Origin of the sequence: Delftia sp. HK171 (assembly GCF_001886655.1) — a bacterium.
GTDB classification, from domain to species: Bacteria; Pseudomonadota; Gammaproteobacteria; order Burkholderiales; family Burkholderiaceae_C; genus Comamonas; species Comamonas acidovorans.
The window spans coordinates 1,625,835-1,644,433 of record NZ_CP018101.1 but is presented as its reverse complement, the minus strand read 5'-3'; the positions used below and the strand labels follow the sequence as shown (position 1 = coordinate 1,644,433).

The window sequence follows — 18,599 nt, the reverse complement described above, 5'->3', positions numbered from 1 at the left end:
CGCTTCATGCAGGCACCCCAGTGCGGCGAGCCACGCGCATCACGGCCGAGCGCGAGCGCGCATTGGCGGCGACCTCGGCCTCGCTGGGCTTGATGCGGCCCAGGGCTTCAAGGCGCATGGGCGTGGGCACGGCAAAGGGCGCGCGCCGGTCATAGACTTCCTTGGAGTGCTTGGCGATGAACTGCTTGACGATGCGGTCCTCCAGCGAGTGGAAGCTGATCACCACCAGGCGTCCGCCCGGCGCCAGCACGCGCAGGCTGGCCTCTAGCGCCTGTTCGAGCTCTTCAAGCTCGGCATTGATGAAAATCCGAAGAGCCTGGAATGTGCGTGTCGCTGGGTTCTGCCCAGCCTCGCGGGTCCGGACCGCGCCAGCCACGAGCTCGGCAAGCTCCGCGGTGTTGCGAAGGGGCCCCTGGCTTTCGCGCCGAGCAACAATCGCCTTTGCAATGGGGCCAGCAAACCGTTCTTCGCCGTAGTCACGTATCACCTCCGCAATCTGCTGGGCATCGGCTTCCGCCAGCCAGTCCGCCACGCTCTGGCCGCGCGTGGTGTCCATGCGCATGTCCAGCGGACCCTCGAAGCGGAAGCTGAAGCCACGCTCGGGGTTGTCGATCTGGGGAGAGCTCACGCCCAGGTCCATCAGCACGCCCTGCACGCTGCCGGCCGGCAGCTCGCTGAGGTGGCGAAACCCTTCGTGCCGAATCGAAAAACGCGCATCGGTGATGCGCGCTGCCTCTTCGATCGCGTCCGGGTCCTTGTCGAACGCCAGCAAGGCCCCATCCGGCCCCAGCCGCTGCAGGATGCGCCGGGAATGCCCGCCTCGCCCGAAGGTCGCGTCCACCCATTGCCCGGCAACGGGCTGTGCGGCGCCGTCCAGCAGCGCATCGACGGCCTCGTCGAGCAAAACGGTGATGTGTTGCAACGGCTGATTCAAGAAAACGCCTCTTTCCTAGAAAGCAAAATCCTGGAAGGCCGCAGGCATTTCTTCCTGCATGGCCTTCGCTTCATGTGCCTCATAAGTGGCCTTGTCCCACAGCTCGAAATGGTTCCCCATGCCCAGCAGCACGACCTCCTTGGTCAGACCCACGGCTTCACGCAGCTCGGGCGACACCAGCACGCGGCCGGTGGCATCCATGTCCACGTCCATGGCGTTACCCAGGAAGATGCGCTTCCACCACTGCGCCGACATGGGCAGCTGCGCGATCCGCTCGCGAAACTGCAGCCACTCCGTGCGCGGGAACAGCATCAGGCAACCGTGGGGATGTTTGGTGAGGGTGACCTGGCCCTGGGCCATGGCCACAAGGGCGTCACGATGCCGGGTCGGCACAGACAGCCGCCCCTTTCCATCGAGATTCAGCGAGGACGCCCCTTGAAACACGGTCAGTCACCCCGGTCGGTTGGAGCCATCGCGTCCCGGAAATCGGGGCACAAAGGCAACTTTCACCACTTAATTGCACTTTTTTGCACTGTAGCAGCAATTTGGTGTTTCACAACCCGGGAATGGACAATTATTTGCAATGAAATCAACAACTTAGAAGCCGAATGCAATGTGAGTGGTGACAAAAATCCCTGGCTTTACAAGTACTTAGAGGACTGACTGCAAGTGATCTCTCAAAGCCTGCACGCAATTGCAACGATTCAATTCGCCGGCGACCGGTTGCAACTCGGGCAACCCTCCTACAAAAAGTGACTGCCCGGCAATGCGGGCAGTCACTTCGGTGGCGGCTGCGCGGCAGCCGGCCCGTTTCAGAGGATGAAGCGCGAGAGGTCTTCGTCCTGGCTCAGGGACTGCAGACGCTGGTCCACGTAGGCCGCGTCGATGGAGATGGTCTGGCCCGACAGATTGGCCGCGTCGAAGCTGACCTCGTCCAGCAGGCGCTCGAGCACGGTGGACAGGCGGCGGGCGCCAATGTTCTCGGTGCGCTCGTTGACATCGAAGGCGATGCCGGCGAGCCGGGTGATGCCTTCGGGCGTGAATTCCAGCGTGACGCCTTCGGTGGCCAGCAGCGCCTGGTACTGCTTGACCAGGGAGGCATGGGTCTGGGTTAGGATGGCCTCGAAGTCCTGGACCGACAGCGAGTCCAGCTCCACGCGGATCGGGAAGCGCCCCTGCAGCTCGGGGATGAGGTCGCTGGGCTTGGACAGGTGGAAGGCGCCCGAGGCGATGAACAGGATGTGGTCGGTCTTGACCACGCCGTACTTGGTGGAGACGCTGGTGCCTTCGACCAGGGGCAGCAGGTCGCGCTGCACGCCCTGGCGCGAGATGTCGGAGCCGCTGGTTTCCTGGCGCGTGGCCACCTTGTCAATCTCGTCGATGAAGACGATGCCGTTCTGCTCGGCATTGGCGATGGCGCGGGTGCGCACGTCTTCCTCGTTGACCAGTTTTGCCGCTTCCTCGTCGGTCAGCAGCTTCATGGCCTCGGCAATGCGCAGCTTGCGCGTCTTGCGCTTTTCCTGGCCCATGTGGCTGAACATGCCGCGCAGCTGCTCGGCCATCTCTTCCATGCCCTGGGGACCCATGATCTGCACCTGGGGCGGCGCGTCGGCGACATCGATCTCGATTTCCTTGTCGTCGAGCTGGCCCTCGCGCAGCTTCTTGCGGAAAACCTGGCGTGCCGTGTTGTCGGCGGCCACCTCGCCGCTGCGGGCCTGGGGCACGAGCACGTCAAGGATGCGGTCCTCGGCCGCGTCTTCGGCGCGCAGGCGCAGCTTCTTCATGTCGGCCTCGCGCGTCTGCTTGACGGCCACCTCGGCCAGGTCGCGGATGATGGCATCCACGTCCTTGCCCACGTAGCCCACTTCGGTGAACTTGGTGGCCTCGACCTTGATGAAGGGGGCATCGGCCAGCCGCGCCAGGCGGCGCGCGATCTCGGTCTTGCCCACGCCTGTGGGGCCGATCATGAGGATGTTCTTGGGCGTGATCTCCTGGCGCAGGCCGTCGGCCACGTTCTGGCGGCGCCAGCGGTTGCGCAGCGCGATGGCCACGGCGCGCTTGGCGCCAGCCTGGCCGACGATGTGGCGGTCCAGTTCGGAGACGATCTCCTGGGGGGTCATGGCAGAGGACATGGTGTGTATTCGATGCATTGCGCCGCCAGCCCCGTTGCCTGGCCGCTGGCGACTGTGAGTTTCAATGCCGTGCGTTTCGATCGCCGGCCTGCTGGGCAAGCCGGCGCCGCGCGGGTGTCAGAGCGTCTCGACCGTGTGGTGCATGTTGGTGTAGATGCACAGCTCGCCGGCAATGGCCAGCGACTTGCGCACTATCTCCTCGGCCGACAGCTCGGTATTGGTCAGCAGCGCCTTGGCCGCAGAGTGCGCGTAGGCGCCGCCCGAGCCGATGGACACGATGCCCTGCTCGGGCTCCAGCACGTCGCCGTTGCCGGTGATGATCAGCGAGGCCGATGCGTCGGCCACGGCCAGCATGGCCTCCAGACGGCGCAGCACGCGGTCGGTGCGCCAGTCCTTGGTCAGCTCGATGGCTGCGCGCGTCAGGTGGCCCTGGTGCTTTTCCAGCTTGGCCTCGAAGCGCTCGAACAGCGTGAAGGCGTCTGCCGTGGCGCCGGCAAAGCCGGCAAGCACCTTGCCGTGGTAGAGCTTGCGCACCTTGCGCGCGGTGCCCTTGACGACGATGTTGCCCAATGTGACCTGGCCATCGCCACCGATGGCGACCTGCACGCCTTCGGGGGTCTGCCGGCGCACGCTGATGATGGTGGTGCCGTGATACTGTTCCATAGCGGTGCCAGATGAGGGCGAAGGCGGCCTTCTCAAGGGTCTGCTCAAAGAATGCCCCCGCGCTCTTCGCGGCGGGTGCGCCGTCCTGCCGCAAGGGGTGTGGCGCAGCCGCCGCGCGGCGGGATCAGTCCCGCCGTGGAGTGACCTGCGCGTGCTCCTGGATGCCGATCACGTTGAAGAACACCGCCACCAGCTGGTGCAGCTGGCCGAACTGCAGCACATGGCCCAGCGACTGCATGTGGGCAGCCCAGTTGAGCACGGAGCCGGCCGCCGCAAAGTCCATGCGCACCAGTTGGGTGCAGTCGATGAACACGGGCTCGCCCAGGCTGGCCCCCTCCTGCACCGGGTCCAGCCAGGTGGAGGCATCGCCTTCAATGGTGCCGGCCAGCGCAAATCGCACGGCGTCCGCCGTGGCAGCAATGCCTGCCTGCAGGGGCGCGTCCGCGCCCTCGGTTTCGATGGCTTGCGTCAGGCACTGGCAGACCGGGTCCACCCACGAGGGAGGCGAGACCTCATAGGTGACGCAGTAGTCCAGCGCCACCAGCTCGAAATCATCCTGCCGGTTCATCAAACGCAGCACCGCCATGCGCAACCGCCACCACAGCGTATCCACGCTGGAATCGCCCGAGGGAGCCAGCGTGCCCAGCAGCGCCAGCAGCCGGTCCGCATTGAGCAGCACGAACACGCCCTGCGAGCCCGCCCATTGCTGCAGCAGCGCCTCCAGGGGCGTGGCCGCCGCATCGTCGATGCCGGCCACGGCAGCCCAGTCCAGGGTCCAGGGGCTGGAAGCCTTGGCCTGGGAGGCCTTCAGCGCCGTCACGGCACTCGGCGTGATCTGTGCAGGTGCGCTCCAGCGCCAGCCACGCCCGGCCGCTGCGCCCGGCATGGACACCACGGGGGCGGTGCGCTGTTGCGGCATCGCAAACCATTGGGGAGCGGAGCGGCCAAAGCGCGCCGCGAATTCGATGCCCGCCTTGTCGAACTGCAGCGGGCGGTCGGCCGCACGGTACAGGTCCAGCAAGGCCAGCCACACCGGCAGCTGCGCGGGGACATCGCGCCGGTCTATCAGCTCCAGCATGCCCTGCTCGGCACCATCCACATCGCCATTGGCAAAGAGGATGGCCGGCTCTTCCAGGTCGGGATCGTGCTCGAACACCACGAAGCAGGGCGGCACCATGTCCATGGGCTGCGGCGGAGAGACCTCGGTGGCCGCGAAGGCCGGCAGGAAATCGGTCGCCCCCTCCAATGGCCGCAGGGGGCGGGCCATGGGCATGGGGTCAATGATGGGAGCCGTCGAGACGGAGGGCACCTGCGGCGCAGGCGCCAGGCTCATGGGCAAGGTAGTGGCAAAGGCCGCCACGTCGCCGGCCGAGGCAATGGCCGGCGGCACCACGTCGCTGAGCATGGGAATCTGCCCAGACGGCGGCGGCTGCTTGCGAAACGAGGCCGGAGCGGGGTTGCCACCCGCAGGCAGCGCCATGGGAATGGTGGTTGCATCGGCCGCCTGCTTGCCCCGCCACCATTGCTGGGACATCTGGGCCTCGATCTCGTCGATCTTCTTGAGCGTGACGGCGCGTTCACCGGAGGATTTGGAGCTCAGCAGGCTGCTGAGAAATTGCGAGCCCTGCGCGGCGGGGCCGGGCACACCGACCGGTGCGCTGCCCGGCCTGGAGGCCTGTTGCAGCTCGGCCTGGCGCAGGCGGCGCAGCTGGTCGAACTCGCGCTTGCGCACGAAATCGTTGCGGCGCTTGCGCTCGATCATTTCCTTGAGCGCCTGCTTGCTGTACTGGCTTTCCTGCTCCCCGTCCAGGCCGTCGAGGTCGGACCAATTGACCGTAGGGTGGCGCACAAAGCGCACCACCTTGGACAACAACCCCCCCGATTTGCTGCTCTCTTCTTTTGCCATGGCGAGTCAGATTAGCACCGACGGCCTGCAGGCCGTTGCTGCAACTCAATCCCCATACATCTTCTGCTTGAGCTCACGGCGCTGCTGGGCTTCCAGCGACAGCGTGGCCGTGGGGCGGGCCAGCAGGCGGCCCACGCCGATGGGCTCGCCGGTCTCGTCGCAGTAGCCGTAGTCGCCCGCGTCGATGCGTGCAATGGATTGCTCGATCTTCTTGAGCAGCTTGCGTTCGCGGTCGCGCGTGCGCAGTTCCAGCGCATGCTCTTCCTCGATGGTGGCGCGGTCGGCCGGATCGGGAACCACCACGGTGTCCTCGCGCAGGTTTTCTGCCGTCTCACCCGCGTTGGTGTGCATGTCGTGCTTGAGAGTGAGCAGCTTGAGGCGGAAGAACGCCATCTGCTTCTCATTCATGTATTCGTCATCCGACATGGCCAGCACTTCGGCATCCGTCAGTTCTTCCACCGACTTGGTCTTCCAGGCATTGGCCAGCTTGGGGTCTCGTTTCGTCGATCCCGACGAAGGCGTTTGCGTAGTGGTAGGCATAGTGTTGGTTTCGCTAACTTAGTCCGCGCCGAGGGCTTCGGACGGGGCCATGGATGGTACTGTCAATCGGGGCGCCCGGGTCGAATGCCGTGTAGGACAGCCGATCGCCGCAGTTGCGGAACCTGCCGGCTTCCCCGTGCGGCGGGGTGCGGCAATCCAGGCCGTGCGGCGGCCGTGCGTGCAAAGAGCCCTTTTGCGGTCAGCAAGGGACACCAGGTCGGCAACGCCGACCGCAGTGCGGACCGCGGCCTTCTGGCTTGCAGCCGGGGCCGGTGCGGCCACTGACGGCTTCTTGCTGGATTCGGCGCTCACTTGCTGTCTCCTCACGGTATGGGCGACCCCTGCGGGGCAGTCCATTGGGCTTGGGGGCTCTCTTCAGGGGCGCGATTGTATCGATGCTCTACAGGAGCGCAAGCCGTTGCACATACCCCACAGGAATGCAAAGGGGCCGCCCACGCATGCGGGCGGCCCCTGTGTCATTCAGATGTCAGCAAAAAGCCATCCGATTGCCCACAAAGGTTCACAAAAAACTCAGACCAGGCACTGCTCCAGGCCCTGCAGGAAGATGTCCTGGGGCAGGTCGATGCCAATGAAGACCATCTTGCTCTGGCGCTTTTCGCCCTCGGCCCACTGCGGTCCCAGGTCGCTGCCCATGAGCTGGTGCACGCCCTGGAAAATGACCTTGCGCTCCGTGCCCTGCATGTTCAGCACGCCCTTGTAGCGCAGCATGCGCGGGCCGTAGATGTTGACGATGGCGCCCAGGAAGTCCTCCAGGCGGGCAGGGTCAAAGGCACGGTCGGCACGGTAGACGAAGCTCTTGACGTCGTCATCGTGGTGATGGTGGTGCGGATGCTTGCAGTGCTCGCCATGCTCGTGGTCATGGGCGTGGTCGTGCCCGCAGTTCTCGTCGTGCTCATGGCCATGGTCGTGGCCGCAGTGCTCGTCATGCTCATGCTTGTGGCCATGGTCATGTCCGTGGTCGTGATCGTCTTCCTTGAGGAAGTCAGGATCGATGTCCAGCTTGGCATTGAGGTTGAAGCCGCGCAGGTCGAAGACTTCGTTCAGGGGCACTTCGCCGAAATGCACGGCGCGGATGGGCGCGCGCGGGTTCATGTGCTTGAGGCGGTGGATGAGCGCGTTCTTCTCGTCCTCGCTGACCAGGTCGGTCTTGGACAGGAACAGCTGGTCGGCAAAGCCCACCTGGCGGCGCGCCTCCTGGCGGTCGTCCAGCTGCTGGTTGGCGTGCTTGGCATCGACCAGGGTGAGGATGGAGTCGATCAGATAGGTCTCGGCGATCTCGTCGTCCATGAAGAAGGTCTGGGCGACGGGGCCGGGATCGGCCAGGCCCGTGGTCTCGATCACGATGCGGTCGAACTCCACCAGGCCCTTGCGGCGCTTGGCGGCCAGCAGCTGCAGGGTTTCGCGCAGGTCTTCGCGGATGGTGCAGCAGATGCAGCCGTTGCTCATCTGCAGGATCTGCTCCTTGGACTCCGTCCTGAGGATGTCGGTGTCGATGTTCTCTTCGCCGAACTCGTTCTCGATCACGGCGATCTTCATGCCGTGGGACTCGCTGAGCACGCGCTTGAGCAGCGTGGTCTTGCCCGAGCCCAGGAAGCCGGTGAGGATGGTGACGGGAATCAGTGCCATGGGATTGCTTTCAGAAAATTCAGCAAAGGGAAGCGGCAAGGCCCGTCCACCATGGACGGGCCTTGTCGAAAAGACGTTCCGAATAAGTTTAGCGAGCCTGTCAAGTGCCGTTTTGCCAGAGGGCTTGGCCTTTTTTATCGGAGGCCGCCCTTTTCATCGCTATCGCCATTGCCATCGCCACTGTCGCTGCCGTCCCCACTGTGGCGCCGCGCGCGCGGATGGGCGCTCTCGTAGGCCTGGGCCAGATGCTGGAAATCCAGGCGCGTGTAGATCTGCGTGGTCGAGATGCTGGCGTGGCCCAGCAATTCCTGCACGGCGCGCAGGTCGCCGCTGGACTGCAGCATGTGGCTGGCAAACGAATGCCGCAGCACATGGGGATGGACACCGGCCGACAGGCCGGCCTGCTGGCCGCGCTGGCGCAGCCGCGCCCAGACCGACTGCGCGCCCAGGCGTTCGCCGCGCCGGCCAATGAACAGCGCCGGCTCCTGCCGCGCCGCCCGGGCCGCCGCGCCAGCCAGGCCCGTCTCCCGCAAGGCCAGCCAGCGCTGCAGCGCCTGCAGCGCGGCGGCGCCCACGGGCACGGTGCGCCGCTTGCCGCCCTTGCCCTGCACATGGGCGTCGGCGGCCTGCAAATCTATCCAGCCACGGCCCTGGCGTTGCGTGTTCTGGCCGGGCGCCACGTCCAGGCCCACCAGCTCGCCCACGCGCAGGCCGCAGCTGTAGAGGAGTTCGGTGATGGCGGCGTCACGTGCCTCGATCCAGGGGTCGGCGTCGGCGTTGCTGAAGGCGGCCAGCTGCACGGCGTCATCCACGCCCAATGCCTTGGGCAGGGGTTTGGGGGCCTTGGGACCGCGCACGCCCTCGACGGGATTGAAGGGCACCAGCGATTGCTGGGCTGCCCAGCGGAAGAAGCTGCGCCAGCCCGACAGGATGAGCGCAATGCCGCGCGGGCTGCGGCCCCGGGAATGCATCTGGGCCACGAAGCGGCGGATATGGGCGGGCTGCAGCGCCAGCAGCTCCTGGCCGGCGTCGCGGGCCATGGTGCAAAGCCGGGCCATGTCCAGCGCATAGAGTGCGCAGGTGCGGTCGGCCAGGCGCTTTTGCACGCGCACATGCTCCAGATAGGCATGGACGGCGGCGGGGAGCATCGCCAGGTTTTCTGCCGCCAGATCCTCTGCCGGAAGGTCGCCTTCCGGGAGCCCGTCCCTGTCCGATGCTCCCGGCATGGGCTTTCAGCCGGTCAGCCGCGCGCCAGGGTCAGCGGCACGGGCCGCATGCGCGACAGGGCCGCGCTGGCCAGGGCCGAGATGCGCGAGAGGAATTCCGTGCCCATGGTGGCCTCGAAGCGCAGCGGATCGGGAGACCCCAGCACCAGCATGCCGAAGGCATTGGCCGGGTTGATGCTGTCGCCGTCATGCAGCGTGAGCAGGGCCAGGGACTGGGCCGCATCGGGATCGACCAGCCAGCCGCCGGGCTCGAAGCCCATGTTGGGGCCGCAAAACGGCATGGTCAGCGACGCCGCAAAGGATTTGGCGTCCTCGCTGACGCCCATGGTGTAGATGCTGCTGGTCTGGGCGCCGGAGACGTTCCACAGGCGCAGGGCCACCTGGGGCACCTCGAAGACATGCTGCAGGCTGGCCGTGAGCGCGTGGGGCAGCTCGCGCAGGTCCTGGACCTTGGCCAGTGCGCAGCTCCAGGCATGCAGCTTGTCGCCGATGGAGGCGTTCTCGCTGCTGTGGCGCATCATGTCCATGATGCGGTGCTCCAGGCCCTTGATCTTCTCGCGCAGCATCTCGGCCTGGCGTTCCTGCAGGCTGACGGTACGCGGGCTGTGGCTGCTGACCAGCTGCACACGCGCGAGCATCTCGGCGTGGCGCTCGAAGAATTCCGGATGGTTCAGCAGGTAGTCGGCAATCGTCTCTTCGGTGACGGCGATATCGGTAGTGCTGTTCATGGCTGGTCGGGAACCTCGATCTGTCCTTCAAAAACAAACTCTGCGGGGCCGGTCATGCGCACTGCGCCGCCGTCCCACTCGATGGTCAGCCGGCCGCCGCGGGTGTGCACATCGACGCGCGCGTCGAGCAGCCCCCAGCGAATGCCGGCCACCACGGCCGCGCAGGCGCCCGTGCCGCAGGCCAGCGTCTCGCCGGCACCGCGCTCGTAAACACGCAGCCGGATCTGGCCGCGATCGACGATCTGCATGAATCCCGCATTGACGCGCTGGGGAAAGCGCGCATGGCGCTCGATCAGCGGGCCCCAGGTGGCCACGGGGGCGTGGTCCACATCGTCCACCAGTTGCACCGCATGCGGGTTGCCCATGGAAACGGGGGCGATCCAGACCGTGGCCTCGTCGCCCAGCTGCAGGGGCCATTGCTGCGCCGCACCCAGCGGGCGGGGCACAAGGTCTGCACTATTGAAGGGCACCAGGGAGGGTTCCAGCACGGGCTGGCCCATGTCCACGGTGACGCGGCCATCGGCATGCAGCTCGGGGGCGATGAGGCCGGCCAGCGTCTGCACGCGGATGACGGACTTGCCGGTCAGGCCCTTGTCGTGCACATAGCGCGCAAAGCAGCGCGCGCCGTTGCCGCACTGCTCGACCTCGCCGCCGTCGGCGTTGTGGATCACATATTCGAAATCGATGCCTTCGGCGGGCGAGGGCCGCACCGTGAGGATCTGGTCGGCGCCCACGCCGAATTGGCGATGGGCGAGGAAGCGGTACTGGGCTGCGCTCAGGCCCAGCGGGCCGGCGGTTTCGTCGAGGACCACGAAATCGTTGCCAGCGCCCTGCATCTTGGTAAAGCGGATCTGCATCCGGCGATTATCCCCTGCACGGCAGCCTCATGGCGCAATCCGGGGCCATGCCCCGCAGCAGTACTTGCGTCTCTTGCGCAACAGCGGCGGGCGGGCCAATCCGCATAATGCCCCCATGACCCGCCCCAGCCAGCTCCTGCACCCCCAGCGCCAGCCCGTAGACACGCTCAAGGCCTCCACCGTTTTGCTGCTGCGCGACTGCGTGGACGGCAGCGGACTGGAAGTGCTCATGACAAGGCGCTCGCCCAAGGCCAGCTTCGTGCCCAGCGCCTATGTCTTCCCGGGCGGCGGCATCGAGGCCCAGGACGCGGCCGAGGCTGCCCATGCCTGCGCCGACACCCGCCCCGCCCAGGCCGCTGATGCCTTGCGCATCACCCAGGCCATCGCCGGCCTGCGCGAGACTTTCGAGGAACTCGGCATCCTGCTGGCCCACGATGCCCTGGGTCGGCCGGTATCCGCCGCCGAACTGGCCACGCTGGACCGCAAGGCGCCGCTGGTGCCCCAGTGCGAGGCACGCGGCCTGCGCCTGGCCGTGGATGCGCTGTGGTACCTGGCCCACTGGACGGCCGACCGCGACCAGCCCCGGCGCTTCGATGTGCCCTTCTTCGTGGCGCGCATGCCCGAAGACCAGGAACCCGACGCCGACGGGTCGGAACAGTTCGAGCCCATCTGGGTGCGCCCGCAGGAAGCGCTGGAGCGCCACCGCGCGGGCAGCTTCCCCATGATCTTCCCCACCATCCGCACGCTGGATCGGCTCAGCCGCTTTGCCGGCACCGATGCCGTGTTCGCCGCCCTGCAAGGCGAGCAGCCGCTGTGGCAGTGCTGCCCGCGCACCGGCTTTCTCAATGGCAAGGAAGCCCGCCACATGGAGGACGAGGCCCCCTTCGGCGAGCTGGAAATGGTCTGCCCGGACGGCCAGATCCTGCACACGCTGGACTGGCAGAGCGAGCGCGCCGTGCCACTGCGCAAGAACCTGCTGCGCCTGACGGCACCCAACCCCGGCGTGATGACCGGCCCCGGCACCAACAGCTATCTGGTGGGCGATGCCGCCACGGGCTACGCCGCCATCGACCCCGGCCCGGCCGACGCCGCCCATGTGCAGCGCCTGTTCGATGCGGCGGGCGGCGACATACGCCACATCCTGTGCACGCATTCCCATGCCGACCACTCGCCGGGCGCCGCGCTGCTGCAGGCGCTGGCCGTGCAGGCCGGCAGGCCCAGGCCCGCCATTGGCGGCCTGCCCTCGGCGCCCACGGCCCGGCCGGCCAGCCGCTTCACCCCCGACTACGCACTGACCGACGGCCAGCGCATCGTGCTGCAGGATGCGCAAGGCGGCACCACCCACACCCTGCAGGCCGTGTTCACGCCCGGCCATGCGGCCAACCATGTGTGCTTTGTGCTGGAGGAAGACGCCCTGCTGTTCAGCGGCGACCACATCCTCAATGGCAGCACCACCATCATCGATCCGCCTGACGGCAACATGCGCGACTACATCGATTCGCTGGACAGGCTCGACGCGCTGTGCGCCGCGCACGATGCGCGCTTCATCCTGCCGGCCCATGGCTATGTGCTGGGCTTTGCGCGCCAGGCGATCGCCAAGCTCAAGGCCCACCGGCTGGCGCGCGAGGCCAAGGTGCTGGCCGCCATGCAAAAACAGCCTGACGGCAGCGTGCAGGACTGGGTGCGGCTGGCCTATGACGACGCCCCGCCGCAGCTGTGGCCGATTGCCGAGCGCTCGCTGCTGGCGCATGTGGAGCGCATCCGTGCGCTGTGCGGGCGGCAATGACCGGCAATGACCGACGACGCGCGCGGGGCCTGGTATCTGGTTAAGCTGCGCGCATGTCTGAATCTGAAAGCGTTCGCCTGGCCAAGCGCCTGGCCGAACAGGAACAATGCTCGCGCCGCGAGGCCGAACTGCATATCACCGCCGGCAACGTCCAGGTGGACGGCAAGGTCGTGCAACTGCCCGAGACGCGCGTGCGCCCCGAGCAGCAGGTCACGCTGCGCAGCGGCGCCCAGCCCGAGGCCGTGCCGCCCGTCACCCTGCTGATGAACAAGCCTGCGGGCTATACCCAGGGCCGGCCCTATGGCCGGGTGCGCAGCGCCCACTCCCTGCTGGGCGAAGCCAGCATGGCCCAGGTGGACACGCCCATGCCGCTGCTGGTGCTGGCCCAGCATTTCAAGAACCTGGAATCCTTCCTGCCCCTGCCGCTGCCAGCCAGCGGCCTCATCGTCTACACCCAGGACAAGCGCGTGGCGCGCAAGCTGGGCGAGGAAGGCATGTGGCTGGAGCAGGAATGCATCGTCGGCGTCGAGGGCCAGATCCACGAGGACGGCCTGGAGCTGATGAAGGCCGGTCTGCCGATCGGCAAGCGCCAGCTGCCGCCCTGCCGCGTGAGCTGGCAGAACGAGAACCATCTGCGCTTTGCGCTCAAGGGCATCGCGCCCGACGAGATCGACGCCATGTGCACCGAAGTGGGCCTGCGCGTGGTCAGCCTGCGCCGCCTGCGCATTGGCCGCCTCTCTCTGGCCAAGGTGCCCGAAGGCCAGTGGCGCTACCTGATGCCCTGGGAGCGGTTCTAGGCCGGCATTGCCGGGTGCGCGGCGGGCAGCACATTCGGCAAATGAGAATCATTTCATAGAATGCAGGATTCCCGTGCTGCCTTCGGGCCTCCCGCATGCCTGCGCCCGCCTCTTCCTCTTCTTCCCTGCTGAGCACCTTCCAGGACAGCTACCACGAGCTGGTGCGCTTCGTGGCGCGCCGCGCCGGCCCGCAGGCCGCGCGTGACCTGGTGCATGACGCCTGGATACGCCTGGCCGAACGCCAGCGCGGCGAAAGCGATGCGCCCGCCGCGCCGGACAGTCCGCCAGGCGCCAGCCGCGCCTATCTCTACGCGGTGATGGAGAACATCGCCATCGACCACCTGCGCCATGGCCAGCGCACGGCCGAGCGCTTTGACACCAGCGCGAGGGAAGGCGAGCCGCCCTCCCCCCTCAGCCCCGATGTGGCCGACACCCATTCCTACCGCCAGGCCCTGGCCGGGGTCGAAGGCGCCCTGGCGCAGTTGCCCGCGCGCTGCCGCGACATCTTCCTGGCCGACCGCATCGAGGGCGCCTCGCATGCCGAGCTGGCCGAGCGCCACGGCGTCTCGGTCAAAACCGTGGAACGCGAGGTCATGCGCGCCATGGACAGCGTGGAAGCCTCGCTGCGCCGCTGGCGCGGAGACACCGCCGCACCCGCACCACGCACGGGCCGCCGCCGCGCCCTGTCCACCCTGCTGGGGATGGCGGGCCTGGGTGTCGGCAGCCCGGCGATGTGGCTGGCCTGGCGCCAGTGGATGCCGCAGTACCAGGTGCGGCTGGCCACGGCCACCGGCCGCCTGCTGAACCAGCCCCTGCCCGACGGCAGCAGCCTGACGCTGGACGCCGCCAGCCGTGCCGAGGTGGACTTCTACGCCACGCGCCGCCAGGTGCGGCTGCTGGCCGGCAGCGCCTTCTTCGCCGTGGCGCGCGACACGGAACGGCCCTTCGTGGTCCAGGCGGCGGACGTACAGGTCACCGTGCTGGGCACGCGCTTCGAGGTGGCGCTGGAGGACGATGCGGTGCTGGTCGCCGTCGATGCGGGCCGCGTGCAGGTGCGCGACGGCAGCGGCGCCCGGCATGAACTGGGCGCAGGCCAGATGCTGCGCCTGGCGCCAGGCCAGACGGCCGCCGTGCAAACCGTTGCGGCAGTGGCCGCCTGGCGCGAGGGCTGGCTGGACTTCCAGAACACGCCGCTGGCCGAGGTCGCCCGCCGCCTGGAGCGCTACAGCCTGCAGCCACTGCGCGTGGAGCCTGACGCCGCCGCCCTGCCCGTGCTGGGGCGCGTGCGCATTGCGGCGGCCCAGGGCTGGCTGCGCATGCTGCCGCGCACCCTGCCGGTCAGCGTGCAGGAAGAGGTGCAGGAAAAGGAGCAGGGCCCGGGAACCGGGCGCACCCTGGTCATCCGCCGCCGCAGCTGATGCGCCGATGCGCCCATGGCCCCGGAATGCACGGCACATGCGCACCAGGCGTGAGGGAATGTCTGCGCCCGTTCGTATAGGCATGAGGACCCGGGAACGCGACGCATTCGCAGCCCGGAAATCGCCATTGCCCAGATCCGCCACGGGACCTTCCATGTCTTCCTTCCCCTCCAAGCCTTCCCGCCTTGCCCGCCACCATGCCGTTGCCGCGGGCATCGCGCTGCTGGCCCTGCAGCTGTCTCCAGCCGCTCTGGCCCAGGCGGCACCGGCCACAGCCACGGCCGCCAGCACCGACTTCCACATTCCCGCCCAGCCGCTGGACCAGGCGCTGGCCCAACTGGCCCGCCAGGCTGGCCTGCAGCTGCTGGCCGCGCCTGAACTGGTGCAGGGCCGCCGTGCGCCCGCCGTGGAAGGGCGCCTGAGCACCGCCGCCGCCGTGGCCCGGCTGCTGCGCGGCAGCGGGCTGGAAGGCCATGTGAGCCAGGGCACGCTGGTGGTGGAAAAGCCCGCCGGCACCGTGGCCCTGCCCGAAGTCACGGTCTCCGCCGTGGGCGAGACCACGACCACCGAGGGCTCGGGCTCCTACACCACGGGGCTGATGAGCACCTCGACCAAGCTGCCGCTGTCCATCCGCGAGACGCCCCAGTCCCTCACCGTGGTCACCCGCCAGAAGATGGACGACCAGGGCATGCTGTCCATCGACGACGTGGCCAACAGCACCACCGGCATCACCATCAACCGCTGGAGCGACGACCGGGCGCGCTATTTCTCGCGCGGGTTCGTGATCGGTTCGTTCCTGCAGGACGGCGTGCCCGTCTCGTATGAAACCGACACCTCCACCTACGACACCATGGCCATGTACGACCACGTGGAAGTGGTGCGCGGCCCCACGGGGCTGATGACGGGCGTGGGCGACCCTTCGGGCACGATCAACTTCGTGCGCAAGCGCGCGCCGCGCACCACCCAGCGCTCGGTCACCCTGCGCGGCGGCAGCTGGAACCAGGCCGTGGGCGAGGTCGATGTGGGCGGCGCCCTCAACGAGGACGGCTCGGCGCGCGGGCGTGTGGTGGCCTCGGCCCAGTCGCGTGACCACTTCATCGATGGCTACAGCAGCCGCCGCCAGCTGCTGTACGGCACCGCCGAGTTCGACCTGGGCCGCGACACCACGCTGAGCGTGGGCGGCTCCTATGTGAACGAAGACAACCCCGGCTCGCAATGGATGGGCGTGCCCATGGGCTTCGATGGCTCCTTCCTTGACATTGCGCGATCCAGGCGTTTCTCGCCCTCCTGGAGCAAATGGGACAAGAAGGAGGTCAGCCTGTTCGCCGACCTGGAGCACCGCTTCGACAACGGCTGGAAGGCCAGGCTGGCCGCGCGCGCCCTGCAGGCCAAGTCCGCGCTGGACGGCGCCTACCTGGTCTCGGGCGGCCTGGACGACCAGGGCCGCACGCGCTACGACGTGGCCGGCGGCCTGTACGACTACGACAAGCGCCAGCTCAGCCTCGATGCCTCGGCCCAGGGCCCCGTGCGCCTGTTCGGCCGCGAGCATGACCTGGCCTTCGGCGTCAGCCGCCGCACCATCCGCTGGAGCGACCAGGGCTACAGCTACCTGTCGCCCACGGGGGAATGGCTGATCGCCAATGGCGTCGATCCCTATACCTGGAACCCCGACTCGCTGGACCGCTCCGGCCTGCTGGCCGAAGACCTGTGGACGCGCCGCCAGAAGACCACGCTCACCTCGGCCTACGCCACGGGCCGCTTCCTGCTGGCCGAGCCACTGAACCTGATCGCCGGCGCGCGCCTGGACTGGTACGACTTCACCAACGTCCAGCGCCAGGGCAGCTGGAGCCGGGAGCGCGAATTCAGCGAGAAAGCCCATGCCACGCCCTATGCGGCGCTGACCTATGACATCAGCAAGACCTACTCGGCCTATGCCAGCTACACCAGCATCTTCCGGCCGCAGGATTTTCTGGATGTCTCGGGCAGCATGCTGGCGCCGGTGGAGGGCCGCAACTTCGAGCTGGGCCTCAAGGGCAGCTACCTGGACGAGCGCGTGAACCTGGCCGTTGCCGTGTTCAACACCACGCAGGACAACCTGCCCCAGGCCATCGCGGACATCAACTCCTGCACGGTGAAGACCAATTGCTACCGCTCGGTGGGCAAGGTCAAGAGCAAGGGGCTGGACGTGGACATCAGCGGCGAGATCCTGCCGCGCCTGAACGCCGGCCTTGGCTATACCTTCACCCAGGCCAAGATCGCCAGCGACAGCACCGAAGGCGCCAAGGGCGCGCCCTATGCCAGCTACACGCCGCGCCACCAGCTCAAGCTGTCGGCCATGTACCACCTGGGCGGCGAGCTGGGCGCATGGCGCGTGGGCGGCGGCCTGCGCTACCAGAGCCGCACCACCTCCGAGTCGCTGACCAGCGCCGAAGGCTATGCAATCCGCCAGTCCGCCTATGCCGTGGCCGACCTGGTCATCGGCTATCGGGTGAACCGGCAGCTGGACCTGCAGATGAACATCAGCAACCTGTTCGACCGCCGCTACTTCGAGACCCTGGGCACGAACAACGGCGGCAACTATTTCGGCGTGCCGCGCAGGCTGCTGCTGACGGCCAAATACCAGTTCTGAACCGCCCATGAAAATGCCCCGCCGGTGGCGGGGCATGAAAGAAAGTGTGAAGCGCGCCGATAAGCCGGATTCTGTGCACGCGGTTGCCCGCATGTGACCGCCATTAATCTGGGCCGGGCGTCGCCGCCCGGCTCGGTGCTACCTACCCGCACACTCCGGGGGCCCCGTCAACGTGTGCCTACTTGGTATTGCTGCGCGTAGAGATTGCCCGTTTCACCCGGGGACGCGTTCCGCGTCCCCGGGTGGCTATGGGGCCCAGGCTTTCGCCTGGGCGTCTGGCTTGCGCCAGCCGTCGCCAGCTTGCGCTGGCACCCCATAGAACACCAAGTTGGCGGCACATGTCCCCGACTCGTCTCTGTTGCTCTGATCCTCACCTCACGGTGGACAGCCGTTAGCTGCTACGCTGCCCTGTGCAGTCCGGACGTTCCTCCAGTGCCGTGTTTCCACGATTGCACCAGCGGCGGTCTGGCGTGCTTCACGGGCGGCATTATCTCGCGGCTTGGGCCGGGCTGCAGGCAGATGGCGCAACAGCCTCACGGCGGCATGCAGAACTCGCGGCGGAATTGTTCGGGTGAGGTGCCGGCCTCGCGCTGGAACATGGCGATGAAGGCCGAGGGCGTGCTGTAGCCCAGGTCATAGGCGATCTGCTGCACGCTCAGGCCGGCCTCCAGCGCGTCGATGGCCAGCAGGTAGCGCATGCGCTGGCGCCATTCGCCCAGGCCCATGCCCAGCTCGCGCTGGCAGTGGCGCGCCAGGGTGCGCTCGGTCATGTGCACGCTGGCGGCCCATTGGGCCAGGCTGCGGTGGTCCTCGGGCGCAGCGCGCATGCGGGTCAGCACTTCGACCAGGGCCGGGTGTTCGGCGGCCGGCAGATAGCCGGGCTCCACGGGAACGGCCCGCAACTGGTCGTAGAGCACACGGGCCAGGCGCAGGTCGGCATCCGTGGCGGGAATGTGCACGTCGCGCACGGCAAAGTCGGCCAGGATGGCCTTGACGATGGCGCCGATGCGCATGGAGCACGGCTGCGCCGGCAGCTCCCTGCACAACGCAGGCGCCAGGTAGACCGAGCGGTAGACCACGGCGTGCGCCACGTGGCAGCTGTGCACCACGCCGGGCGGCACCCAGACGCCGTACTGCGGCGGCGAGACCCAGTGCTGGCCTGCCGTGTCCATGCACATGCTGCCGTGGGGCGTGTAGTTCAGGTGACCCCAGCTGTGGCTGTGCGGCGGCACCTCGGTGTCGGCGCCGAATTCGTCGTAGCGGAAGTAGTACTCGCCCGGCACATCCTCGACGTTCTGGATGTGCATGGGCTTGCTGGGACGGGGCATGGCGGATG

General features: G+C 67.5%; 15 protein-coding genes and 1 other RNA gene. 4 read left to right on the top strand and 12 right to left on the bottom strand.

Features of this window, described 5'->3' with window-relative positions; all coding sequences use genetic code 11:
* Positions 1 to 4 precede the first annotated feature (4 nt).
* The 10 genes from rsmH to dapF form a co-directional block, all read right to left on the bottom strand.
* Entirely contained in the window at positions 5 to 934 is a 930-nt protein-coding gene (gene rsmH, locus BO996_RS07425) for a 16S rRNA (cytosine(1402)-N(4))-methyltransferase RsmH (RefSeq protein ID WP_012203392.1), read from the bottom strand.
* A 15-nt stretch (positions 935 to 949) separates the two neighbouring features.
* Positions 950 to 1,378 (bottom strand): division/cell wall cluster transcriptional repressor MraZ, encoded by a 429-nt coding sequence (gene mraZ, locus BO996_RS07420; protein WP_012203391.1) that lies wholly within the window; start codon positions 1,376 to 1,378, stop codon positions 950 to 952.
* Positions 1,379 to 1,746: 368 nt separating this feature from the next.
* The gene (gene hslU / locus BO996_RS07415) at positions 1,747 to 3,066 is read right to left on the bottom strand and encodes an ATP-dependent protease ATPase subunit HslU (protein ID WP_170962086.1); all 1,320 of its coding nucleotides are present in this window, start codon (positions 3,064 to 3,066) and stop codon (positions 1,747 to 1,749) included.
* Positions 3,067 to 3,183: 117 nt separating this feature from the next.
* Positions 3,184 to 3,729 (bottom strand): ATP-dependent protease subunit HslV, encoded by a 546-nt coding sequence (gene hslV / locus BO996_RS07410; protein WP_012203389.1) that lies wholly within the window; start codon positions 3,727 to 3,729, stop codon positions 3,184 to 3,186.
* 124 nt (positions 3,730 to 3,853) lie between these two features.
* Complete coding sequence (locus BO996_RS07405; protein WP_071954407.1) at positions 3,854 to 5,635, bottom strand: STAS domain-containing protein; 1,782 nt, start codon at positions 5,633 to 5,635, stop codon at positions 3,854 to 3,856.
* Positions 5,636 to 5,680: 45 nt separating this feature from the next.
* The gene (gene dksA / locus BO996_RS07400) at positions 5,681 to 6,175 is read right to left on the bottom strand and encodes an RNA polymerase-binding protein DksA (RefSeq protein WP_012203387.1); all 495 of its coding nucleotides are present in this window, start codon (positions 6,173 to 6,175) and stop codon (positions 5,681 to 5,683) included.
* 531 nt (positions 6,176 to 6,706) lie between these two features.
* Complete coding sequence (locus BO996_RS07395; protein ID WP_013804115.1) at positions 6,707 to 7,822, bottom strand: CobW family GTP-binding protein; 1,116 nt, start codon at positions 7,820 to 7,822, stop codon at positions 6,707 to 6,709.
* A gap of 134 nt (positions 7,823 to 7,956) precedes the next feature.
* Positions 7,957 to 9,048 carry a tyrosine recombinase XerC gene (locus BO996_RS07390; RefSeq protein WP_071954406.1) on the bottom strand — a complete coding sequence of 364 codons (1,092 nt, stop codon included), beginning with the start codon at positions 9,046 to 9,048 and terminating at the stop codon, positions 7,957 to 7,959.
* Positions 9,049 to 9,062: 14 nt separating this feature from the next.
* Positions 9,063 to 9,776, bottom strand: coding sequence for a DUF484 family protein (locus BO996_RS07385; protein WP_012203384.1), 714 nt, complete (start codon positions 9,774 to 9,776; stop codon positions 9,063 to 9,065).
* Positions 9,773 to 10,633 carry a diaminopimelate epimerase gene (gene dapF, locus BO996_RS07380; RefSeq protein WP_013804117.1) on the bottom strand — a complete coding sequence of 287 codons (861 nt, stop codon included), beginning with the start codon at positions 10,631 to 10,633 and terminating at the stop codon, positions 9,773 to 9,775. The genes BO996_RS07385 and dapF overlap by 4 nt, the downstream gene beginning before the upstream one ends.
* A gap of 115 nt (positions 10,634 to 10,748) precedes the next feature.
* On the opposite strand from dapF, the gene BO996_RS07375 reads away from it, so the two are divergent.
* The 4 genes from BO996_RS07375 to BO996_RS07360 all read left to right on the top strand — a co-directional run bounded on the left by BO996_RS07375 (position 10,749) and on the right by BO996_RS07360 (position 17,263).
* Complete coding sequence (locus BO996_RS07375) at positions 10,749 to 12,419, top strand: MBL fold metallo-hydrolase (protein ID WP_071954405.1); 1,671 nt, start codon at positions 10,749 to 10,751, stop codon at positions 12,417 to 12,419.
* 53 nt (positions 12,420 to 12,472) lie between these two features.
* Entirely contained in the window at positions 12,473 to 13,216 is a 744-nt protein-coding gene (locus BO996_RS07370) for a pseudouridine synthase (protein ID WP_012203381.1), read from the top strand.
* 95 nt (positions 13,217 to 13,311) lie between these two features.
* Positions 13,312 to 14,634: a sigma-70 family RNA polymerase sigma factor gene (locus BO996_RS07365; protein ID WP_071954404.1), complete on the top strand. Its 1,323-nt coding sequence runs from the start codon at positions 13,312 to 13,314 to the stop codon at positions 14,632 to 14,634.
* 154 nt (positions 14,635 to 14,788) lie between these two features.
* Positions 14,789 to 17,263, top strand: coding sequence for a TonB-dependent siderophore receptor (locus tag BO996_RS07360; protein ID WP_071954403.1), 2,475 nt, complete (start codon positions 14,789 to 14,791; stop codon positions 17,261 to 17,263).
* Positions 17,264 to 17,307: 44 nt separating this feature from the next.
* Here BO996_RS07360 and rnpB read toward each other — a convergent pair.
* Positions 17,308 to 17,740: RNase P RNA component class A (gene rnpB, locus BO996_RS07355), an RNA gene on the bottom strand.
* A gap of 56 nt (positions 17,741 to 17,796) precedes the next feature.
* Positions 17,797 to 18,591 (bottom strand): AraC family transcriptional regulator, encoded by a 795-nt coding sequence (locus tag BO996_RS07350; protein WP_043780839.1) that lies wholly within the window; start codon positions 18,589 to 18,591, stop codon positions 17,797 to 17,799.
* Positions 18,592 to 18,599: the final 8 nt, after the last annotated feature.